The organism is Acinetobacter haemolyticus (assembly GCF_900406815.1).
GTDB lineage: Bacteria > Pseudomonadota > Gammaproteobacteria > Pseudomonadales > Moraxellaceae > Acinetobacter > Acinetobacter haemolyticus_A.
The window spans coordinates 37,363-59,254 of the sequence record NZ_OVCN01000001.1; the positions used below are offsets into that span (position 1 = coordinate 37,363).

Genomic DNA, 21,892 nt, shown 5'->3' on the forward strand with positions numbered 1-21,892 from the left:
GCACAAACTTTGCTGAGTTAGAAATTAAGAGAAATAGCTCACAAAATGAGGTTGGGGGACACGAATGAAAAAAATGCTTATGGCGCTCAGTCTATCTGGCGCACTCTTAGGTGGTTCGACTGTCGTTTGGGCAGAACCAAATCCTGAACAGAATGCTGTTACTACCGAAGCAGTTGTCTTATCTACGACAACTGACGTTGCGGATGCACCTGAGGCTGTTGAAACAGAAGTTGTTGCAGTTACAGAAGAGGCAGTGGAAGCTGTAGATAAAGCTGACACAATGTTGATCTTTGTATCGACAGCTTTAGTCTTGTTTATGACCTTGCCTGGTTTAGCACTGTTCTATGCAGGTATGGTACGTCGTAAAAACGTTCTATCTACCATGATGTATAGCTTTGGCGCAGCAGCGATCGTCAGCGTAGTCTGGGTCATTATTGGTTACTCTATCGCTTATGGCGAAGGTAATGCCTTTATGGGTGACTTCAGTAAAGTCATGCTCACGGGTATTACGGCAGAAACAGGTGGCGCACTCCCTGAAATTATCGATGTCATTTTCCAAATGACTTTCGCGATTATTACTGTTGCCATTATCAGTGGTTCTGTTGCAGAACGTATGAAGTTCTCAGCATTTATGGTCTTTGCCGCACTTTGGGTTGTACTGGTTTACGCTCCAATCTGTCACTGGGTTTGGGGTGGTGGTTGGTTAACTGGTAAAGCACTTGATTTTGCTGGTGGTACAGTTGTCCATATTAACTCTGGTGTTGCTGGTTTAGTTGCGGCATATATGATTGGTAAGCGCGTTGGCTTAGGTCGAGAGTCTATGGCACCGCATAACTTAACCTTAACTTTGGTTGGTGCAAGCATCCTTTGGGTAGGTTGGTTTGGTTTCAATGGTGGATCTGCGTATGCAGCAGATGGTACCGCAGGTATGGCATTGGTTGTTACTCAAGTAGCAGCAGCAGCAGCGGCACTATCTTGGTTGGCGGTTGAGAAAATTGTACGCGGTAAAGGTTCTGCTTTAGGTGCAGCGTCTGGTGCAGTTGCTGGTTTAGTGGTTATTACTCCTGCTGCTGGTTTCGTAACAGTCAGTGGTGCTTTAATCATGGGCTTGATCGGTGGTGCTGCATGTTTCTGGTCAGTGACTGTTCTTAAACGTATGCTTAAAGCGGACGATTCTTTAGATGCATTCGGTCTACATGGTATCGGTGGTATTATTGGTGCGATCTTGACGGGTGTTTTTGCAAGCTCGTTCATTATGGGCGATGATGCGCCAACCAATATGTTGGCACAATTATGGATTCAGGTTGAAGGCGTGCTTGCAACTATCGCTTATAGTGCTGTGATGACCTTCATTATCCTGAAAGTGATTGATCTTGCGATTGGTATTCGTGCTAGCGCTGATGATGAGCGTACAGGTCTTGACCTTAGCCAACATGGCGAACGTATTGAATAATCAGAAAAATTGATCTAAAAAAACAGCTCCAGTCAGGAGCTGTTTTTTTATGCATTGTGGCAGGTTGAATGTCCTCTAGTTCAGCAATTGCAGAAACTTTGCTACACTTAAGCAAAGTGAGGAAATAACGCACCATTATGCATTGTCCATTTTGTAACGCCGCTGATAGTAAAGTCATTGACTCCCGTTTGGCTGCCGAAGGGTGCCAAATTCGGCGTCGTCGTGAATGTGTGGTTTGTGGTGAGCGTTTTACAACATTTGAAAGCTATGATGTTGTGATGCCACGTGTGTTAAAGTCAGATGGTAAAAGTGAGCCGTTTGATGAAGCAAAATTACGCCGTTCATTAATGCATGCACTACAAAAACGTCCTGTGACCCAAGAACAGATTGAAACGGTTCTCAGTGATATTCAATCGCAAATCCGTCGTCTCGGTGAACGTGATGTGAAATCGAGAATGATTGGTGAAATTGTAATGCAAGCATTGTTTGCATTGGATCATGTTGCTTATGTTCGGTTTGCCTCTGTTTATCAAGATTTCCAAGATGTTGAAGCTTTTCGCCATCAGATTGAGCAGATGCAACAACGTGAAAATGAAGTCTAAGTTAGAGAGATTATGTCTGAGTTAACCCCAAATCATTTATCTCAAGCGCAGTATTGGATGCAACGGGCAATTGATTTGGCTCGACTTGGGCAATATTCAACTAAACCCAATCCCAATGTAGGTTGTGTCATTGTCAAAGATGGGAAAATCTTCGGTGAAGGCTTTCATCCAAAAGCAGGTCAGCCCCATGCAGAAGTTTTTGCATTGCGCCAAGCGGGTGAAAATGCAAAAGATGCAACGGCCTATGTGACCTTAGAGCCTTGCGCACATTATGGTCGCACACCGCCTTGCGCTGAGGCTTTAGTAAAGGCACAAGTGAAGAAGGTTGTGATTGCTTGTTCGGATCCGAATCCATTGGTTGCAGGCAAAGGTGTAAAGATCTTGCTAGATGCAGGGATAGAGGTTGAAACGGGTGTTTGCACCGAGATTGCAAAAGGTTTAAATCTAGGATTTTTAAAAGCAATGTCTATAGGTTTACCTTATGTCCGTTTAAAAATTGCATCAAGTCTAGATGGGCGTACTGCGATGGCTTCTGGGGAGTCAAAATGGATTACAGGAACCTTGGCTCGACAAGATGTGCAACACTGGCGGGCGATCTCTGGTGCGGTGATTACAGGCATTCAAACGGTTTTAGCCGATGATTGTGAGCTGAATGTCCGAGTACTAGAGGGTGTTGATCTTTCTACAGTGGTGCAGCCAAAGCGAATTATTTTAGATCGTCAGGGGCAATTGCCGCTTACAGCCAAGATTTTGAAAAATCCTGAAACCGTGATGGTGATGACACCATTTCGCCAAGAACTTGCTGATTTAGGCGTGATACAATTGTCACCGCAACCTTTAAATCAATTATTACAGACCCTTTCTCAACAATACCAAATATATGATGTATTGGTTGAGGCGGGTGCAACTTTATCGACTGCCTTTTTACAACAGGGTTTGGTTGATGAAATGATTAGTTATGTTGCTCCAACTTTACTGGGTCAATCTGCTCGGGCGATGTTCAATGCTGAATTTAGCCAAATGGCCGAACAACGACGATTTGAGTTGGTCGATGTAACCCAACTTGGGCAAGATATTCGCCTAAGATTGCTCCCTATCCAAGAGATGATATGAATCCAGAACCATCGGTTTATCACAAACGCCGTCATGCTGCCCGTACGACTGATGAATATCTTTTTCATCAGCTTGTTCCATATCTTGGGAATAAACGTCGTCTTTTGCATCTTATTTTAGAAGCGCTTGAGATTACTGGGACGTTGAATAGCAAGAAAAAGAATCCACCGATTTTTGCTGATTTTTTTGCAGGGAGTGGGGTGGTTTCTCGTTTAGCCCGTCAAAATGGCTACCGTGTGATTGCCAATGACTGGGAACCGTATAGCCATGCGCTGAATCATGCGATTTTAGCTTGTGTTGATGCGCCAGCATTTAAAGAATTGGGTGGCTATCAAAAAGCGATTGATTATTTAAACCGTTTGCCTGAAGTCAAAGGTTGGGTTACCCATAATTTGTGTCCACGTAATGACGATGTCTATGATCCTGCTCGTGATCGTTTGTTCTTTAAGCGTCGTAATGGGATGCGAATTGATGCGATTCGTCAGCAGATTGCAACTTGGCAAGCACAAGGTGCGATTAATGATGTTGAAATGAGTGCTTTACTCGCACCGTTACTTTACTCAGCAAGTTTTGTGAGCAACACCAGTGGGGTGTTTAAAAGCTTCCACCAAGGTTGGGGTGGACGGACTCAAACTGCTTTGGAACGAATCGAATCATTACTTTGGTTAACACCAAGCCGCTTCTGTGAAGTGGGTGATGCAAAACGTCCTGCCGCAGAAGTGTGGTGTGTTGATTCACAACATTTGGCTAATCAAATGAGTGGCTTTGAAGTTGATGTTGCTTATCTCGATCCGCCTTATAATCAACATGCCTATAGCAGTAACTATCATGTCCTGAATGCGCTGACTTTATGGGATCAGGTTGATTTGCCTTCACCTGATACTAAAGGTTTCAAGAGCGGGATTGATCGTGCGTGGCGCAAAGAACGTCCAAGTCCTTATAATTCTTCCAAGCATGCCAAAGATGCCTATGAAAAGTTATTGGAAACGATTAATGCCCGTTATATCTTGACCAGTTATTCGACGGATGGGAATATCGAGCCAAAAGATTTACTGACCGCCAATTTAAAACGTGGCAAGGTCACTTTGTTAACGCAAGATGTTCCTCGTTACCGTGTTAGTAAGCAGCGTCAGTCTGAACGTGCGCGGGTACTAGAATTTATCGTGATTACTGATACCCATGCCAAGTCTGGACCACCACTACGACAGCTTTTGGGGCAGTTGTATCACTTTGCTGAATTAGGTGGAGTAGATACCACTGGCAATAGTACCCAACTTGCACTTTGGTAAGATAACAAAAACACCACTTTGCCATACAAAGTGGTGTTTTTTTTATTTCATTCTCTTATTTAATCGGTTAATACAATAAATAGAATCGTTTTGTTAAATAACTCACTGTTTTTATGATAAATATCTTGTAATTTTTATTGTATTTCTAGATGGTGAAGCTTAATCTTTTTGAATTTATTTACTATGGTATTTTATATTAATTTATAGATAAAACAAATAATTATGCATACTCTTTATGTGGTGGTTATTCGTTCTTTAAGTTTGATTTGGGTAGGGAGTAGTTTTATCAATCGTTCAAAAAACTATCAAAGATGATTGACCGAGTTTGAAAATAAATATAGTTTTCCGAGCTGAATTTAGGGTCTTGCCTATGAGTAGCGATGACCAAGAGAGGTTGTTATGAGTCGCTCGGAACCCACATTATTGGGGCAATGTGTAGCTGAATTTTTTGCTACCGCAATTTTTTTATCATTTGGTATCGGTGTGGTGGCTGCACTTAAACTTGCTGGAGCAGATTTAGGTCTGTGGGAAATCAGTATTGTTTGGGGCTTAGCAGTTGCCTTAGCAGTTTATTTATCGGCAGGTATTTCAGGTGCACATCTTAATCCAGCGGTGACCATCGCTTTGGCTTTATTTGCAGGCTTTGATAAACGCAAAGTTCCTTTTTATATCATTGCTCAAGTGGCGGGCGCTGCAACCGGTGCGTTGATGGTATATGGACTGTATAGCAGTTTGTTTGTAGATTTCGAACAGACGCATCATATGGTACGAGGTAGTATTGAAAGCCTTGAGTTAGCTGGAATTTTTTCGACATATCCGCATCATTTATTGTCGCTTGGTCAGGCGTTTATGGTGGAAATGTTTATCACCATGCTATTACTTTGGTTAATCATGGCGATTGGTGATGACAGCAATGGTTTACCGCGTGGGCCATTAGCACCAATTTTAGTTGGTCTATTGGTTGCCGTAATTGGAGCATCTTTTGGACCGCTGACAGGCTTTGCCATGAATCCTGCACGTGATTTTGGTCCGAAAATCGTTGCCTATTTTTCAGGATGGGGACCCGTTGCGTTTACGGGTGGACGAGATATTCCATATTTCATTGTTCCTATTCTTGCGCCAATTGTTGGGGCTTGCTTAGGAGTATTGGGCTATAAACTGTTTTTTAGCCATTTCTTGTTGAGCAATAAAGTTGAAGAAACGCATCCTGTCGAAAAACAAGTATCAGAAATGCAATAGTTGATCACTTCATCTATATCTATAGCAACATGGGCGGTCAGAGGATCGCCCTTTTTATTCATCTGAATTTGAACTAAGCGTGCCTTGTTATCTGGGTTTCTTTGCTTTAAGGTATTTGCTTTACTGCGATGCGTACTGCAATAAAGGTAGGTTAAAAGTCCCATGTTTACAGGCATTATTGAAAGTTTAGGTAAGGTAGAAAGCTTACAAAGTGTAGGTGGTGATGTTCGTCTGCGTATTCAGACTGATTTAGACATGTCTGATGTGCATTTGGGCGATTCAATTGCCACCAATGGGATTTGTCTCACTGTGATTGAGTGGGGAGATCATTGGTATGCAGCCGATGTTTCTCGTGAGAGTTTAAACCGTACCACACTGGGTCAATGGAAAGTTGGTCAAGCAGTCAACGTGGAAAAAGCCATGCTGCCGACGACACGTTTTGGTGGGCATATTGTGAGTGGTCACGTTGACGGTTTAGGCGAGATTACGCTGGTTCGTGAAGATGCGCGCTCCCTCTATTTTGAAGTTACAGCACCAGTTGAACTAGCAAAATATTTGGCGGAGAAAGGATCTGTGACGGTAGATGGAATTAGCCTGACCATTAATCACCTACGTGGCAATATTTTGAGTTTAAACTTGATTCCGCATACTGCAGAACGGACTAACATTGGAACATGGCAAGTGGGCACTAAAGTGAATTTGGAAGTTGATGTACTTGCGCGTTACATTGAGCGTTTGTTGTTAGGTGATAAGGCCGCTGAGCAAAAAGCTGAATCGAATATTAGTATGGCTTTTTTAGCTGAAAATGGATTTTTAAAATAAAAATCTAGCTAATTAAAAAGCCCAGTCTAGCTGGGCTTTTTAATATTTACTGATCGTTAGAAAATTCACTATTTTTCAAGATGTATTCGATTTCGTCTTGTGCCAGTGCATGTAGTTTAGCCCGGAATACAGTCACGGCTTGTTCAATTAGACTTTCAGCTTCTAATTCGAGTCGAACACGAACACTTTCTAGTTCTGAAAGAATTTGCTGATCATCAATCATGAGTCGTTGTCCTTGAGCATAATCCACACTTGGTTGTTCAGGATTACTTTGATAACGTTCCGTTTGTGCAACGATTTCTTGATCAATATGTTCACGTAACGCCAAGAGATTTTCAGTTTGTTGTTGAAACTGTCGTGCTTCATCTGCTTGAAGTTGGGCTGCGTAGGCTGCTTCAGCAGCACGTTTCTCAGCTAAGGCTTTTTCTAAAGCAAGTTGTTTACGGATACGGGCTTGTTCAATCAACTCTGCTTTAAGATCAGCATAGGCTTGATCAATGCGTTGCTGTGAACGCAGTTCAGCTTGTTCTTCTTGCTGACGCCAAGTTTGAATGGAGGTTAGTGGTAATAGCAGATCACAAATGCGTGCTAAATCATCCTGATAGGTTTGACGTACAGCCTCAGGGGTATTTAACCAGCGTTTTTTAAAATCTTGACCTACATTTAATGCCACACCACACTCCTCAAATGATACGCTTGTTTGTCGATTTATAATTTAAAAGTTCGAGGCTCGATACCTAAACGACGATACGTTTTAAATTTTTCTCGTCCAAGTTGCTTCGCAGTTTCATTATTCTCGATAATTTCGATAATGTGGCGAAAATCTTGAATTTGTTCAAGTGCATGATTGTTAAAATTAAACACGATCCAGTCGTTGGAAGGTGGTAAATGTTCCGAAATACAGACTGGGCTATGACTTTGATTGACGCCATGGGGGATAAAGCTATTGGGATCAAAGCTCCATAATTTGTCATCAAGCTCATTTTGGATCTCTGAATCCGTACAATACCACCAAATTTGTGGATGTTGATTCAGGATCTTTCGGCATAAACGGCAAGCACTTTCGACTTGCCGTTCGGTACTCTGTTCAAAGAGATAAAAGCTAACTTGTGCCATGTTTTAGTTTTTCGTTTCAACACGATTTGCTAAAAATTGCATCAGTAAAGGAACTGGACGGCCTGTGGCACCTTTGGCTGGACCAGATAACCATGCTGTGCCCGCGACGTCCAAATGCGCCCAACGATAATCACGGGTAAAACGCTCAAGGAAGCATGCGGCTGTGATTGCACCACCGTATGGACCACCAATATTAGCGATATCGGCAAATGGAGAGTCCAGTAATTCTTGATAGTCTTCCATCACTGGCATACGCCATACACGATCGAGGGATTGTTCGCCTGCCTGCTGGAGTGCTTGGGCAAGTTCATCGTCTGGTGTGAATAGGCCGCTGACGACTTTACCCAGTGCAACGACACAAGCACCTGTCAGGGTTGCAATATCAATCACCAATGCAGGATTAAAACGTTTTACATAGGTCAGCGTATCACATAGGACTAAGCGACCTTCTGCATCGGTATTGAGGATTTCAACTGTTTGACCGCTCATCGTCGTGACGATATCTCCAGGACGCGTAGCACGACCTGAAGGCATATTTTCTGCGGCTGCAATTGCACCCACCACATGAATCGGCAATTGCGCTTCACAAAGGGCTTGCATGGTCCCTAGTACGGATGCTGCACCGCACATATCGAATTTCATTTCATCCATGCCTAAGCCAGGTTTTAGCGAAATACCGCCAGTGTCAAACGTTACGCCTTTACCAACAAGAACGACAGGTGCTTGTTCAATTTTGGCATTATATTCTAGCGTGATGATACGCCCTGGACGGTCTGAACCTTTGCTAACGGCAAGAAATGCATGCATGCCCAAGTCAGCCATTTGCTGTTCATCCAGTACCGTTACTTTTAATAGGTCTGGGTATTGAGCCGCTAGAGAAAGTGCCTGCTCTGCAAGATACTCAGGGAAACAGATATTACCTGGACGGTTGCCTAAGTCGCGAGCATAGCTTTGACCCGATTGAACGGCATGAATAAGATCGAGTTGGGCCTCATCTAAGGTCGTTTTGCTCGCTATAAGTTGAATTGTTTCGAGTACAAACTCATTTTTTTTCGATTTGAACTCGTCATAACCATACGCAGCCTGAGTCAAACTTAAAGCAAATAGTGAGTGAAGCTCTAAAGGTAGCGATGATAAATCAACGCTAATTTGTTTAAATTTATTTTGTGATGATTTGATAATCGTTTGTGCAAGTTTTGCTAATTTTGTCGCTTTGAGCTCAGCAGCATTTCCAATTCCGAGTAATTGAGCATTACTCTGCTGAGCAACCTTTGCAATTAACGCTAAGCCTTCATTAAAACTCGCTTTAAATTGAGTTGCATTTAAAACTTCTTCTAATTGATTGATTTGGTAAGTATTTAGATTATGTTGTAATTGTTCTGAATCTACCAAAATCCATAAAGATTCACTTGCTGTTTGTGTCGGAAAGGTATGATGAAGAGTAAATTTCATTGTTTGTTTAGAACCTAATCGGTAAAAAAATAAAGATAATCTCATTAAACACTTTCAGATATGAGGTTGCAATCCGCAACATGCGATAGGTTTTATATTTTTAACATTCGGGTAAACTAGCGATACCCCTCGATTGGTTTTTTGGAAGCATTACTTTGATTATTCGACGTTACCTCGTCAAACAAGTGGTGTCCACCTCTTTGGTTGTGACGGCCTTGCTCACCTTGATTATTATGGGTGGGCAGCTCATCAAAATTTTTGGCCGTGCTGCACAAGGTCGTCTCGATGGTGGCGTACTGCTTAGTATTATTGCTTATCGTTTGCCTGAATTTTTGACACTAATTTTGCCGTTGGGTTTCTTCATTGGTTTGATGTTGGTGTTTGGTCGTTTGTATGTCGATCATGAAATGGCAGTATTAAATGGTAGTGGGGTAAGTCGTAATCAGTTAACACGCTTATTATTGCCAATGACCGCAGTTTTTCTGATTGTACAGGCAGTACTTATGTACTGGGGAACGTCAGCAGGGATAAGAGGCTATCAAAGCTTAATGCAGACTCAAGCTGTACGAGCTGGCTTTGATTTGGTACGGCCTAAAGAATTTATTTCTTCTGGTTCCTATACCATTTATGCGGGTTCGCTTTCAGAAGATCGAAAAAATTTAAAAGATATTTTTTATTATTATAAATCCGATCGTGAGGACAAGCCTGATCAAATGATTTTGGCGAAAGAGGCCACACGAGTTGAAATTGAAAATGATACTGCTAGCGTTGTCGATCTGGTTCAAGGTCGCCGTTACGAGATTTATCCGAATCAACCACGATATACCCAAGCCGAGTTTCAGTCTTATCGTTTACGTCTAGAAAATGATAAAGATGTAACGTTTGAAAGTGAGGATGTTGAAGCCTTATCAATGGCAAAGTTATGGCAAAAACGTGATGATTTCGTGGTGAGAAGTGAATTAGGCTGGCGTATTTTCGGTCCATTTGTGATGATCGTGGCGTTATTATTGGCAGTCGCACTTTCTGAGGTAAGTCCACGTCAAGGGCGATATTATCGTCTGATTCCCGCTATCTTTATTTTTGCCAGTTTAATCGTACTAATGATTGCGATTAAAACGCGTATTAGTAAAGAAGAGCTAGATATTTGGGCTTATCCTGCAGTGTTGTTGATTTATGGTATTGCGGCTGCCCTGTTTACGCGTAAACAAAAATTAGCACCTAAAATTAAGAAAAGTATGCAACGAGTGGGGTTGTGATGTTAGCACGTCGAATAGTCGCCAAACATGTAACAAAAACCACGGTACTGGCAATGCTCGGTACGACGTTGGTGCTGTCTTTTTTACAAGTCCTATTTACCTATCTGGGTGAGTTGGGCTCATTAAAGCCAAACTATAATGCGTGGCAAGCATTCCTGTATGTGTTATGGGGTGCACCGCGTTATTTATATGAAATTTTACCTGTCGCTGCTTTGATTGGCTCTGTTTTGGGGTTGGGTGCACTGGCTTCTAATAGCGAACTGATCGTCATGCGTTCGGTCGGGATCAGTCTCTGGCGAATCGTGGGGTGGGTGATGCGGTCAGCTTTATTACTGATTGTTTTATCCTTTACATTGAGTGAATGGGTGATCCCTTATACCAATGAAAAGGCCCAAAGTATTAAAAAACAACGAAGCGTCGCTGCACTAGGTGAAGTTAAAGGTTATTGGTCGAGAGAAGGGCAGCGTTTTACCTATATTGATTATGCTAACTCGCAAGGTCAGTTGCGTAATATCCAATCCATTGATTTTGACGAAAACTACCGTTTACAGTCTTTTGTTACAGCTGAACAAGGGAATTTTGTTAAAGATGGACAGTGGACACTTGAACAGTCTCATCAGATTGATTTATTGCCTCAAGGGAATGCGATTAAAACAGATCATGCCAACCAAGCACTGGCATTGGCATTGCAACCAAAATATGTCCATATGGTAACGATAGATCCTGAAGATTTATCTCCTACTCAGTTGATCAGTTTTATGCGTTATATGGAGGAATATAGCCAAGTGCCTAAAACCTATGAATTGGCATTTTGGCAGAAAGTGGCCTCACCATTTGCCTTGATTGCTTTGGTGTTGATCGCATGTTCGTTTATTTTTGGTCCCTTACGTCAACAATCTATGGGATTTAGATTGGTGATTGCGCTCTTTACGGGACTCGGTTTTTTCTATCTACAAGATTTTATGGGATACGCGAGTTTGGTTTATGCACCGTCACCTGCATGGTTTGTACTACTGCCAGTGGTGCTGATGTTTATGATCGGAAGCTATTTATTGTACCGAGCAAGATAGCGAGTTGATCGATATGCTTGCTCTATCGCGAACATTGGTGAAAGCCATCGTTAAGATCATAGAGAATTGATGTAAATTTCGGTAAACTATGCCGATCAAATGATAGACAAACAGAGAGTCCATTATGACGGATGCAAATGCTGGCAAAATTCCTCACGTTCTTGTAATTATGGATGGTGTAGGACATCGTGAAGCAGTTGAAGATAATGCGTATTTAGCTGCGCAAACCCCAAATTTGACTGCGATGAAAGCCAAGCATCCGAATAGTTTAATTTCTGGCTCTGGAGAAGATGTTGGTCTTCCTGATGGGCAAATGGGTAACTCTGAAGTAGGGCATATGAATCTTGGTGCGGGTCGCGTGCTATATCAAGATTTTACTCGTATTACAAAAGATATCCGTACAGGGGATTTCTTTGAGCATGAAGTATTGGTCGATGCGGTTGAGAAAGCCAAGGCCGCCAATGGTGCAGTTCATGTGATGGGCCTACTTTCAGAGGGTGGTGTACATTCACATGAAGATCATATCGTTGCGATGTGTGAGCTTGCACTAAAACGTGGGGCAACAGTGTATTTACATGCATTCCTTGATGGGCGTGATACACCGCCACGTAGTGCTCAACCCTCATTAGAAAAATTAGATGCTTTATTTGCTCAATACCCAAATCAAGGACGTATTGTGTCAATGATTGGTCGCTATTTTGCTATGGATCGTGACAATCGTTGGAATCGTGTCGAAGAAGCTTACCGTTTGATGACCGAAGGTGAGGCTGTTCGTGTGGCAAACTCAGCAGTTGAAGGGCTAGAACAGGCCTATGCTGCTGAAGAAAATGACGAGTTTGTCAAAGCAACACGTATCGGCGAGATTGTTAAAGTACAAGATGGGGATAGCCTTGTATTTATGAATTTCCGTGCCGATCGTGCACGAGAAATTACCCGTGCCTTTGTGGAAAAAGATTTTGTGGGTTTTGAACGTAAGGTTGTTCCACAACTCTCAAAATTCGTCATGTTGACACGTTATCAAGCCAGTATTGATGCACCAATTGCGTATATGCCAGAAGAATTAAAAAATTCGATTGGTGAGTATTTATCGAGCTTAGGTAAGACCCAATTGCGTATTGCTGAAACTGAAAAATATGCACATGTGACTTTCTTCTTTAGCGGTGGACGTGAAGATGAGTATGTGGGCGAGAAGCGGATTTTGATTCCGTCTCCGAATGTTGCGACCTACGATTTAAAACCTGAAATGAGTGCGATTGAAGTGACGGATGAATTGGTCAGTGCAATTAACTCAGGCGAATTTGATCTATTGGTGGTGAATTATGCCAATGGAGATATGGTTGGGCATACAGGTGTGTTTGATGCCGCGGTGAAAGCAGTAGAAACAGTCGATACCTGCCTCGGACGTGTTTATGATGCGGTGATGGCAAACAAAGGGCATATGTTAATTACGGCGGATCATGGTAATGTAGAGCAAATGCAAGACTATGACAGCGGTCAAGTACATACTCAGCATACAACTGAACTTGTTCCATTTATTTATGTTGGCCCTACTCAAGCAACCATTGCTGAAGGTGGTGTATTGGCAGATGTTGCACCAACATTATTACATTTGATGAATATCCCTGTACCGCAAGAGATGCAAGGAAAAAATCTAATTACTTTACAATAAGGTGAAAGAATGACCCCACGCAACAACATTTATCGCGCTCTATTCGCCAGTTTGTTGTTGTGTTGGGGGCATACGCTTGTTGCTGCGCCATTGTCAGGATGGGGAGAAAATCCTCCCTCACGAAGTGCTGAAGTGCCAATAGAGTCGATTCAGCAGTTTGTGCAGATCTATGGGATTGTCCGTGATAATTATGTTGAAAAAAAATCAGACGATGCTTTATTTCAGCAATCAATCAAAGGTTTGGTCAGTGGTTTAGATCCTTATTCGCGTTATCTGTCGGCTGAGGAATATCGTCAACTGATCCAATATACAGAAGGCGATTTGGCTTCAGTTGATTTTAATCTAGGCTTTGATCAGCACAGCAAGTTATGGAAAGTTCAGGACTTAAAAACAGGCTCGGATTCGAATAAGCTGGGTCTGAAAAATGGTCAAGTGATTCTTAAAGTTGATAATCAAGAATTAAAAAGTTTAAATCAAGACCAAGTACAAGGTCTGCTGTATGGTTCGATAGGTAGTACCGTACAAATATTATCCGAGAATGCTACAAGCACAGTGATTCTGGTTAGAAATAAAAAAGTGGAAACCGATATTGAGCCTGTGCTGTTACCCAATCAAGTATTGGTGCTTAAAGTCAAAGTTTTTCAGCAAGATACAGCCAATGAAATCAAACGATTAATTGAAGAGTTTGGTTCGCCAAGACTAAAAGCAGTGGTCTTGGATCTCAGAAATAATCCAGGTGGGCTTCTGTCTGCTGCGGTTGAATCTGCGGACTTATTCTTAAATCAAGGTCTGATTGTCACGACGAAGAGTCGTTCTGAAGGTGATCAGCAATTTCAGGCTTTACCATCGAAAGAGTTTCAAAACTTGAAGCTAGGTGTATTAATTAATCGACGCTCGGCATCGGCAGCAGAAGTGTTTGCCGCAGCATTAAAAGAACACAAGCGTGCTTGGATTGTTGGGGAAACCAGTTACGGCAAGGGTGTAGTGCAAAAGCTATTTCCATTACCGAATGGTGCCGCTTTACAAATGACGGTTTCGCATTATTATACGCCGAATGGCTCGATGATCGAAGGACAAGGCATTCAACCTCATCAGAACTATGCTTTGCAGCCAGAAATGAAAGAAGAATACTATTTAGAACATATCGCTGATTTAGTGTTAAAAAGCCGATATTAATTAAACAAAACCTCGATCCATGAATCGAGGTTTTGAGTTAGTCATTACTCATCTTCTTCGGTGTCTAAACCAAACTTTTTCAGACGATAACGTAAGGAACGGAAGGTCATTCCTAATTTCTTTGCGGCGAGCGTCCGATTCCAATGAGTTAGGTTTAATGCATTCATTAGAACTTCTTTTTCAATATTTTCTAAATAACGCTCTAATCCCTCAGGTGGAAGTTTTTTCGAACTCGTACTTGGGCTAGTGTATTGTGGTTGCTCAACTTCTTCTTGGATAAAAGACGGAGCTGATGGCATTGAAATTGGACTGCGTAATGGGGCTGTTTGTAAGTGCGCCAAATCAATCGTTTCATCATCACTGAGGGTCATAGCTCGTTCAATGATGTTGCGCAGTTCGCGCACGTTACCAGGAAAGTATTGCTGTAACAAGAATTGCTCTGCACGAGATGATAATGTCTTGGCAGCGAGTTCCCATTCTTGACTAATTTTCTGAATAAAGTGATTTGCCAATAACAAGATGTCTTGTCCACGCTCACGTAATGGAGGAAGTACGATATCCATAACGTGGATACGGAAAAATAAATCCTGTCGGAATCGTCCTTGCTGAACCAGTAACTCAAGATCTTGGTGACTGGCACTAATCACACGGAAATCGACATCAATTTCTTGGTCTGAGCCTACAGGGCGGATTTTCTTTTCTTGCACTGCACGCAATAATTTTACTTGCATGTTGAGTGGCAGTTCAGCGATTTCATCGAGAAATAAACTACCGCCATGTGCTGATAAAATTAAACCTTGTTTATCTTGGGTCGCCCCAGTGAAACTGCCTTTTTTGTGCCCGAAAAGCTCGCTTTCCATCAGTTCTGTTGGAATTGCACCGCAGTTTATGGCAATAAAAGGCCCTTCACTACGATTACTTAAGCGGTGAACCAAGTTGGCAACAACTTCTTTTCCAGTTCCCGACTCCCCAGTGATAAAGACAGGCGCTTGTGATCGCGCGATTTTCTTTAATGCAATGCGCAGTTGTTGAATTGGCGCAGAACGTCCAATCAGGAGTTTATTTTCTAAGGCTGTTTCAGCCGCTTCTTGCTCAGGTCGTGGTCGATTCAATGCTTTTTGAATCAATTGATCCAAATGCACTTGGTTGACTGGTTTGCTAACGAAGTCAAATGCCCCGGCTTTTAATGCTGCAATCGCAATGTCCATATTGCCATAGGCCGTCAGCACAGCGATCGGAGTATTTGGGTAATTTTGGGTGACATGTTGGACGAGATCTAAACCGTTGCCGTCTGGAAGATTTAAATCAGTTAAACATGCATCATATTGAAATTCAGTAAAGAATTTTTTTGCTTGCTCTACACGATAAGCCAAATGTGTCTTAATTCCCATACGTGCAAGTGTCATTTGCATGAGAAGACACAAGTCCTCTTCGTCGTCTACGAGCAAGACGAGTGGTTGTTTAGTTGCCATTTCCCCGAAAAACCTAATCTAATCAATTAATTATTGAGCATTCAATCCTGAAGCATGCTCCTTGTTGTCGCTCTACATAAGTGAGCTTTGCATGATTCGCCTCACAGAAACTATGAGACAAATACAATCCTAAACCAGTTCCTTTGATTTCGGTACTAAAAAATGGTTTAAACAGTTGAGAAAGGTCTCTTTTTGCTACCCCTAAACCAAAATCGATAACATCAATTCGAACTTTAGTCTCTTCAGCGTGTACTTTAATTTCGATATAAGGTATATCCGATGCGTTGTGTCTTAATGCATTTCTCACCAAATTGATCAGCACTTGGCGCAACTGTTTGTCATCAAATAAGATTTGAATATTCTCTGAAAGCTCTAATTGGATCATGTGTTTGACATCGACTAGATCCTCTTCAAATAAACTTTCAAAGAACTCCACAAGATGAATATTTTGTGGTTCAGTCGGTTTATTGCGTGCCATTGCCAAAGTATCTTCTACAATCCGATCGATACGTTTTGCTTGTTTACGAATCATACGAGTGAGCATTTGTTGTTGATGCGCATCGCTTTCATTAAACAGCTCATTGGCTTGCACAATCGCGGCTAAAGGATTGCGAATTTCATGTGCAATACTGGCAGAAAGTTGTCCGAGCGCTGCGAGTTTAAGTTGTTGTACACGCTGAGTTAATTTCTGAGCATCTTTGAGAATTAATAAAACTAATGCTTGTTCAGGTACGACCAAATGTTTGACACGTACATGGACGGTATACAAACTTTGTTGTGACTCAAAAGTGAACTCTTCACCATCTTCTAGGTCACTGAATTTGATCAGTTCAAATAGATCGGGTTGCCATTTGATTAAGGGCGTTTTTTCATGGGAAACAGGTAAATGAATACCTAATAAGGTATTGGCAGCAGGATTGGTTAAAACAATATGATTACTTTCATCTAAAACCAGATATCCATCCTCAATTTGCTCCAAGATATAACGGTTAATGTTTTGGAGTTGATGAATTTCAATGGATTGATGAAAAGTAAGGGCTTCTAAAATTTTAAAACGCTGTACTGCAATACGCCCTATGGCATATACCACCAAGAATAAAAATACCAACAGCAGGCTATTACTGAGATGGTTTAAATTGTTGTAGTCAAATAAATTTCCCAGAAAACGCTGATACACAATCATGATAACAGCGAGCAGCGTTACCACTAGAGAAAGCTGAGCATTCAATAAAATTGCCGAGGCAAAAATAATAATGACATAAAGCAAACTGAGCTGTAAGTTTGGCCCGCCTGTTGCAAAGGTAATGGTACTTAAACAGATGACATCGACGAGAAAGATCGCAATCAGCTGTTTATTCACGTGGGTCGGAAATAATTTAAGAAATAAAAGCTGACTGACATTTAATGCAATATAGACAATCAGCGTATATGAATACAATGTTGGGTAAAGATAATTGGTGGTCAGTTGCTCAGCAGTTAACAAGAAAATGAGCAATAGGCATACGGAAATAATGAGGCGATATCCGCTATACCACATCCCAAGCTGGTAAATGGTTTGTGACACCGAAGATGCAACTTTTCCCAACATAGGCAATTCACAATGGTTTTAAGGTTTGATCAGTCCATAACGAATCGCAAGATGGGTCAGTTTGACATCACTGTCAATTGCCAATTTCTCAAAAATACGATAACGGTAGGTATTTACGGTTTTTACACTAACAAAAAGTTTATCAGCAATCTCTTGAGCACTTATACAGTTTACAACCATCATTGCCACTTGCATCTCACGTTCAGACAATGCATCAAAAGGAGATTGTTGTGTATCAGATAAATATGAGCTGGCAAGCTGCTCAGCAATATCAGCACTGAAATATTTACCACCGAGCATGACTTTATTAATGGCTCGAACCATTTCAGCAATCGGTGCGCCTTTGGTGATATAGCCTTTTGCACCTGCTTTTAAAAGTAATGATGGGTAGGGTTCTTCAGCCAAACCGCTCACCGCAATTACTTTGGTATCAGGTGCGGTTTGTAACAAACGTCTTGTGGTTTCAACACCACCAATACCCGGCATGTTGACATCGAGCAGAACAACTTGAGGATGTTTCTGACGGACTAAAGCAATTGCTTCTTCGCCAGACTCAGCTTGCCCTACAACCTCAACATCGGGGTGGTCTTCTAACATACGACAAATACCAGTGCGTACGAGTTCATGATCATCAACAACGAGAACAGTGATCAAGAAGACCTCCTTTTTATCAAAAAATTGGTTTTTTGTTACATAAAGCAAAATTAGCTTGCAATGAAATGACAAAATTAGCAATGCTATTCTTCATTTTTAGAGAATAGTTGTACACAATTGTGTCTATAAAAGCTTTACCCAATATGCTCAAATGTAAGGCATAATGATAGTAAGCGCAAATGTGCAGCACCTTGAGTTGAGTATTGTGTCGTGAAAAATGCTAAAAAATCTGTCATGCATGTATTAGGCATGTCAATCTTGTTGGCGTGGAGTTCAACAAGTTTTGCTGAGTTAGTGGTCAATAATAATTCAGCAATTTCGGGTAATAATGGTTCAGCCTCAATGAGCTGGTCGGCGAATGACGCCAGTCAATTGATGAATGATGATGAGCCATTAGATTTGAGCCCAGTAGGTTCGACTTCGGTGACCACAACGTTACGAAGTGGTGGTTCAGCGACGATTACCTCTTCGACCTCACCTCAACAAAGCGTGCAGATCCGTGACACGGTGGGCTATAGTAGTCAACCTTCAGTCAATGCACGTGCGGCATTGGTGATGGATGCTCAAACAGGTGAAGTATTATTTAGTAAAAATACCAACACAGCGCTACCTATTGCTTCGATTACTAAAGTGATGACTGCTGTTGTCACTGCAGATGCTCGTTTAAATATGTCTGAAGAAGTGACTTTGCAACAGATCGATTTTGCAGGGGCGGGTGGCAAGAACTCTAGTTCTACACTACGTGCTGGCGATAGTATGAATCGCGCTGAACTTTTGTTATTTGCTTTGATGAAATCTGAAAATCCAGCAGCAGCTGCATTGGCTCGTACATACCCAGGTGGGCGTACGGCTTTCTATGCAGCAATGAACAGTAAAGCTAAACAACTAGGTATGACTGCGACACATTTTATTGAGTCTACGGGTTTGCATCCAGGCAATGTTTCTTCGGCACGTGACTTGGGCATTTTAGTCAGTGCAGCTTCACAGTATGGTTTGATTCGTCAATTCTCAACCACACCGACCTATGATTTCAATTTAGGTTATCGTGTATTGAAATCAAATAACACCAATGCTTTGGTTCGCAACGGTGGATGGAATATTAACCTTTCTAAAACAGGTTATATCAATGAAGCTGGACGTTGTGTCGTGATGCATACTACAGTCAATTCGCGCCCTGCAGTTGTGGTGCTATTGGGTGCACCAAGTACTCAAGCACGTAATAGCGATGCAACTAACTTATTGACCTGGTTAAATACTCTACCAAAACGCGTTTAAGCTTTTTCAACGTATAAAAAAACCAGTTGCAGGCAACTGGTTTTTTTATCAACTCTATTTTACATATTTGAAAGGATAGAGTCTTTAACTTGATCCATTGTTGCATCGATTGACAACATAACGGCATCAGCACACTGCTTGATTGCTGTGTCAGGATCTTTTAGACCATTACCTGTCACTGTGCATACGATCACAGAACCTTCAGCAATTTTACCTGCTTTGATATCGCGAATCGCACCACCGATAGAAGCTGCTGACGCTGGCTCAACAAATACACCTTCATACATAGAAAGCAAGCGCTGAGCTTCTAAGATCTCGCTGTCTTGAAGTTCATCAAACCAGCCTTTAGAGTCACGTACGACGGCTTTGGCATGGTTCCAGCTTTGTGGGTTACCAATACGGATTGCTGTTGCAACTGTTTCAGGGCTTTCAACTGGCGCACCACGAAGGAATGGTGCAGCACCTGATGCTTGATAACCGACCATCGTTGGTAAGCCTTCTGGTTTTGGACCAGTAAATTGATCTGTTGCAGCATCATAGATCACTTGTTCAAACTGATCAGCCGGTTGGTTTGCGACAGCTTCTGTATAACCCATCCAGTGTGCAGTGATATTACCTGCGTTACCTACTGGCAAGCAGTGGTAATCAGGTGCGCGACCTAAAGCCTCAACGATTTCATAAGCAATGGTTTTTTGACCTTGTAAGCGGTATGGATTGATTGAATTCACAATCGTTACAGGTGCTTGATCTGCTACTTCTTTTACAAGACGCATACCATCATCGAAATTACCACGAATTTGCATAGTAATCGCGCCGTACATCATGGCCTGTGCCATTTTCCCCATTGCAATCTTGCCTTCAGGGATTAAAACAAAAGCCTTGATTCCTGCACGTGCTGCATAGGCAGCAGCTGCGGCTGAAGTATTTCCGGTAGAAGCACAGATAATTGCTTTTGAACCTTCTTCGACTGCTTTGGTCACCGCCATCGTCATACCACGATCTTTAAATGAACCCGTTGGGTTAAGCCCTTCGTACTTCACATAAATTTCTACGTTTTTGCCAATCAGACGTGGAATATTCTCTAATTTAATTAGAGGCGTGTTTCCTTCACCTAGAGAAATAGCACGTGTAGTTGCAGACACAGGTAAACGGTCACGATAACGATCAACAAGACCAGTATAACGATTGGCATTCGACATGATGGTGTTCCAATATGAGGTAGAGCGGGGTGAGGGAAGGCATTTCCCCTCAACCTGATTAACTATCGAGCGATTCTAAACGAATTCTCACAATTTCGCCATGAATTGCAGGTAAAGCTTGAATTTGTGCAAGTGCTTCATCCATTTTTGATTCAACAATTGGATCGGTTAAAATCACAATTGGGATGAGATCTTTAAGACGAGACTGTTGCATGATGGCATCAATACTAATCCCTGCACGACTTAAGATCGCCGTAACATCAGCCAAGACACCTGTTTGATCTTCGGCATTCAAACGAATGTAATATCCAGTCGTCATTTCTTCACGACTGAGAATCGGCATATCGGTGAGTGCTTCAAATGCAAGTTGTGGAATTGTTCCAGCGCCATCTTCTGTGTAAGAAATATCACGTACAATATCAATGACATCTGCAACTACAGCAGAAGCTGTAGGCCCTGCGCCCGCACCCGCGCCATAATACAAGGTTGGACCGACGGCATTGGCTTGAACCAAAACAGCATTTTTAACGCCATTGACGTTAGCAATCAGTTCTTCTGCAGGAATTAGAGTAGGGTGTACGCGTAACTCAATACCTTTTTCAGCGCGACGTGCAATTCCCAAATGTTTGATACGGAAACCAAGCTCTTCGGCATACTTGACATCTTGTGCCGTAATTTTGCTGATACCTTCGGTATAGACCTTGTCAAACTGAAGTGGGATACCAAATGCACAAGACGCTAAGATAGTAAGCTTATGTGCTGCATCGATGCCCTCGACATCAAAGGTTGGATCTGCTTCTGCATAACCAAGTTGTTGGGCTTCAGCAAGGACATCCGCAAAGGCACGACCTTTCTCACGCATTTCTGTGAGAATAAAGTTACCTGTGCCGTTAATAATTCCTGCCAGCCATTCGATATGGTTTGCTGCTAGGCCTTCACGAATCACTTTAATAATTGGGATACCACCAGCTACAGCAGCTTCATAAGCGATTTGTACGGCGTTATCTTCAGCAGCTTTAAAAAGTTCATTACCATGTTCTGCAAGTAATGCTTTATTCGCTGTTACCACCTGTTTACCATGTTTGATGGCTTCCATGATGATTTCATAAGCAGGGTGAATTCCACCCATCACTTCAACAACGACATCCACATCAGGTTGGCGTACGATTGCCATCAGGTCATCGCTTTGCTGAACTCCTTCTAATTGTAGATCTGGACGTGGACGGCGAGTGCCTACGTGTGTAATTTGAATTTCTCGACCGGTACGGCGTTTAATTTCAGCAGCATTTTCTTGTAGTAGTTTAAGGGCACCACCACCAACAGTACCAAGACCGAGTATCGCCAGACGAACTGGTTTCACGTCACACTCCATTTTATTCAATCATTTTAATGAAGCTTGATCATAGCTAAAAAAATGCGCAGACACTAGGGCTAAGATCATCTTTAA

At 42.1% G+C, this 21,892-nt stretch carries 19 protein-coding genes; 11 read left to right on the forward strand and 8 right to left on the reverse strand.

Translation table 11 applies throughout. From position 1 onward, the window contains the following. Positions 1–64 precede the first annotated feature (64 nt). The 6 genes from DK207_RS00185 (at position 65) to DK207_RS00215 (ending at position 6,518) form a co-directional block, all read left to right on the forward strand. The gene (locus DK207_RS00185) at positions 65–1,453 is read left to right on the forward strand and encodes an ammonium transporter (RefSeq protein ID WP_109439500.1); all 1,389 of its coding nucleotides are present in this window, start codon (positions 65–67) and stop codon (positions 1,451–1,453) included. Positions 1,454–1,590: 137 nt separating this feature from the next. Further along, on the forward strand, positions 1,591–2,055 hold the full coding sequence (gene nrdR / locus DK207_RS00190; RefSeq protein WP_004637581.1) for a transcriptional regulator NrdR: 465 nt from the start codon (positions 1,591–1,593) through the stop codon (positions 2,053–2,055). Between the two features lie 12 nt (positions 2,056–2,067). Continuing rightward, entirely contained in the window at positions 2,068–3,168 is a 1,101-nt protein-coding gene (ribD, locus tag DK207_RS00195) for a bifunctional diaminohydroxyphosphoribosylaminopyrimidine deaminase/5-amino-6-(5-phosphoribosylamino)uracil reductase RibD (RefSeq protein ID WP_109439501.1), read from the forward strand. Next, positions 3,165–4,457, forward strand: a complete 1,293-nt coding sequence (locus DK207_RS00200) for a DNA adenine methylase (protein ID WP_017395278.1) — start codon at positions 3,165–3,167, stop codon at positions 4,455–4,457. The genes ribD and DK207_RS00200 overlap by 4 nt, the downstream gene beginning before the upstream one ends. A 399-nt stretch (positions 4,458–4,856) precedes the next feature. After that, positions 4,857–5,696 (forward strand): MIP/aquaporin family protein, encoded by an 840-nt coding sequence (locus DK207_RS00205; protein WP_100834133.1) that lies wholly within the window; start codon positions 4,857–4,859, stop codon positions 5,694–5,696. Between the two features lie 162 nt (positions 5,697–5,858). Continuing rightward, positions 5,859–6,518: a riboflavin synthase gene (locus tag DK207_RS00215; RefSeq protein ID WP_005083982.1), complete on the forward strand. Its 660-nt coding sequence runs from the start codon at positions 5,859–5,861 to the stop codon at positions 6,516–6,518. 46 nt (positions 6,519–6,564) lie between these two features. On the opposite strand, the gene DK207_RS00220 is transcribed toward DK207_RS00215, so the two are convergent. From DK207_RS00220 to DK207_RS00230, 3 genes are read right to left on the reverse strand one after another with little or no spacing between them, the layout of a single operon-like run. Continuing rightward, positions 6,565–7,191 (reverse strand): hypothetical protein, encoded by a 627-nt coding sequence (locus DK207_RS00220; RefSeq protein WP_008942245.1) that lies wholly within the window; start codon positions 7,189–7,191, stop codon positions 6,565–6,567. Positions 7,192–7,226: 35 nt separating this feature from the next. Further along, on the reverse strand, positions 7,227–7,634 hold the full coding sequence (locus DK207_RS00225; RefSeq protein WP_109439502.1) for a DNA polymerase III subunit chi: 408 nt from the start codon (positions 7,632–7,634) through the stop codon (positions 7,227–7,229). Between the two features lie 3 nt (positions 7,635–7,637). Continuing rightward, the gene (locus DK207_RS00230) at positions 7,638–9,086 is read right to left on the reverse strand and encodes a leucyl aminopeptidase (protein ID WP_109439503.1); all 1,449 of its coding nucleotides are present in this window, start codon (positions 9,084–9,086) and stop codon (positions 7,638–7,640) included. A gap of 155 nt (positions 9,087–9,241) precedes the next feature. Between DK207_RS00230 and lptF the strand changes: the two genes are divergently transcribed. From lptF to DK207_RS00250, 4 genes are all read left to right on the forward strand, one after another. Then, positions 9,242–10,342 carry an LPS export ABC transporter permease LptF gene (gene lptF, locus DK207_RS00235; RefSeq protein ID WP_109439504.1) on the forward strand — a complete coding sequence of 367 codons (1,101 nt, stop codon included), beginning with the start codon at positions 9,242–9,244 and terminating at the stop codon, positions 10,340–10,342. Further along, positions 10,342–11,412, forward strand: a complete 1,071-nt coding sequence (lptG, locus tag DK207_RS00240) for an LPS export ABC transporter permease LptG (RefSeq protein ID WP_004637591.1) — start codon at positions 10,342–10,344, stop codon at positions 11,410–11,412. Before lptF ends, lptG begins: the two co-directional genes overlap by 1 nt. A gap of 124 nt (positions 11,413–11,536) precedes the next feature. Further along, positions 11,537–13,081 carry a 2,3-bisphosphoglycerate-independent phosphoglycerate mutase gene (gene gpmI / locus DK207_RS00245; RefSeq protein WP_005087904.1) on the forward strand — a complete coding sequence of 515 codons (1,545 nt, stop codon included), beginning with the start codon at positions 11,537–11,539 and terminating at the stop codon, positions 13,079–13,081. 9 nt (positions 13,082–13,090) lie between these two features. After that, positions 13,091–14,257: a S41 family peptidase gene (locus tag DK207_RS00250; RefSeq protein ID WP_109439505.1), complete on the forward strand. Its 1,167-nt coding sequence runs from the start codon at positions 13,091–13,093 to the stop codon at positions 14,255–14,257. Between the two features lie 44 nt (positions 14,258–14,301). Here DK207_RS00250 and DK207_RS00255 read toward each other — a convergent pair whose 3' ends face one another. From DK207_RS00255 to DK207_RS00265, 3 genes are read right to left on the reverse strand one after another with little or no spacing between them, the layout of a single operon-like run. Then, positions 14,302–15,729, reverse strand: a complete 1,428-nt coding sequence (locus tag DK207_RS00255; RefSeq protein WP_109439506.1) for a sigma-54-dependent transcriptional regulator — start codon at positions 15,727–15,729, stop codon at positions 14,302–14,304. 22 nt (positions 15,730–15,751) lie between these two features. Continuing rightward, complete coding sequence (locus tag DK207_RS00260) at positions 15,752–17,317, reverse strand: sensor histidine kinase (RefSeq protein WP_005087910.1); 1,566 nt, start codon at positions 17,315–17,317, stop codon at positions 15,752–15,754. Between the two features lie 18 nt (positions 17,318–17,335). Next, a complete protein-coding gene (locus DK207_RS00265; RefSeq protein WP_005083960.1) occupies positions 17,336–17,971 on the reverse strand; it encodes a response regulator in 636 nt (211 codons plus the stop codon). A gap of 210 nt (positions 17,972–18,181) precedes the next feature. On the opposite strand from DK207_RS00265, the gene pbpG reads away from it, so the two are divergent. Next, positions 18,182–19,246, forward strand: coding sequence for a D-alanyl-D-alanine endopeptidase PBP7/8 (gene pbpG, locus DK207_RS00270; RefSeq protein ID WP_004637598.1), 1,065 nt, complete (start codon positions 18,182–18,184; stop codon positions 19,244–19,246). 59 nt (positions 19,247–19,305) lie between these two features. On the opposite strand, the gene thrC is transcribed toward pbpG, so the two are convergent. Both thrC and DK207_RS00280 read right to left on the reverse strand, forming a co-directional pair. Then, positions 19,306–20,445 (reverse strand): threonine synthase, encoded by a 1,140-nt coding sequence (thrC, locus tag DK207_RS00275; protein WP_004637599.1) that lies wholly within the window; start codon positions 20,443–20,445, stop codon positions 19,306–19,308. 58 nt (positions 20,446–20,503) lie between these two features. Beyond that, positions 20,504–21,805, reverse strand: a complete 1,302-nt coding sequence (locus DK207_RS00280; protein ID WP_109439669.1) for a homoserine dehydrogenase — start codon at positions 21,803–21,805, stop codon at positions 20,504–20,506. Positions 21,806–21,892 lie beyond the last annotated feature (87 nt).

Excerpts from the sequence above, each read along its gene's own strand:
- DK207_RS00185 (WP_109439500.1), top strand. The coding sequence starts at position 65 with ATGAAAAAAATGCTTATGGCGCTCAGTCTATCTGGCGCACTCTTAGGT.
- nrdR (WP_004637581.1), top strand. The coding sequence starts at position 1,591 with ATGCATTGTCCATTTTGTAACGCCGCTGATAGTAAAGTCATTGACTCC.
- ribD (WP_109439501.1), top strand. The coding sequence starts at position 2,068 with ATGTCTGAGTTAACCCCAAATCATTTATCTCAAGCGCAGTATTGGATG.
- DK207_RS00200 (WP_017395278.1), top strand. The coding sequence starts at position 3,165 with ATGAATCCAGAACCATCGGTTTATCACAAACGCCGTCATGCTGCCCGT.
- DK207_RS00205 (WP_100834133.1), top strand. The coding sequence starts at position 4,857 with ATGAGTCGCTCGGAACCCACATTATTGGGGCAATGTGTAGCTGAATTT.
- DK207_RS00215 (WP_005083982.1), top strand. The coding sequence starts at position 5,859 with ATGTTTACAGGCATTATTGAAAGTTTAGGTAAGGTAGAAAGCTTACAA.
- DK207_RS00225 (WP_109439502.1), bottom strand. The coding sequence starts at position 7,634 with ATGGCACAAGTTAGCTTTTATCTCTTTGAACAGAGTACCGAACGGCAA.
- DK207_RS00230 (WP_109439503.1), bottom strand. The coding sequence starts at position 9,086 with ATGAAATTTACTCTTCATCATACCTTTCCGACACAAACAGCAAGTGAA.
- lptG (WP_004637591.1), top strand. The coding sequence starts at position 10,342 with ATGTTAGCACGTCGAATAGTCGCCAAACATGTAACAAAAACCACGGTA.
- gpmI (WP_005087904.1), top strand. The coding sequence starts at position 11,537 with ATGACGGATGCAAATGCTGGCAAAATTCCTCACGTTCTTGTAATTATG.
- DK207_RS00250 (WP_109439505.1), top strand. The coding sequence starts at position 13,091 with ATGACCCCACGCAACAACATTTATCGCGCTCTATTCGCCAGTTTGTTG.
- DK207_RS00255 (WP_109439506.1), bottom strand. The coding sequence starts at position 15,729 with ATGGCAACTAAACAACCACTCGTCTTGCTCGTAGACGACGAAGAGGAC.
- DK207_RS00260 (WP_005087910.1), bottom strand. The coding sequence starts at position 17,317 with ATGTTGGGAAAAGTTGCATCTTCGGTGTCACAAACCATTTACCAGCTT.
- thrC (WP_004637599.1), bottom strand. The coding sequence starts at position 20,445 with ATGTCGAATGCCAATCGTTATACTGGTCTTGTTGATCGTTATCGTGAC.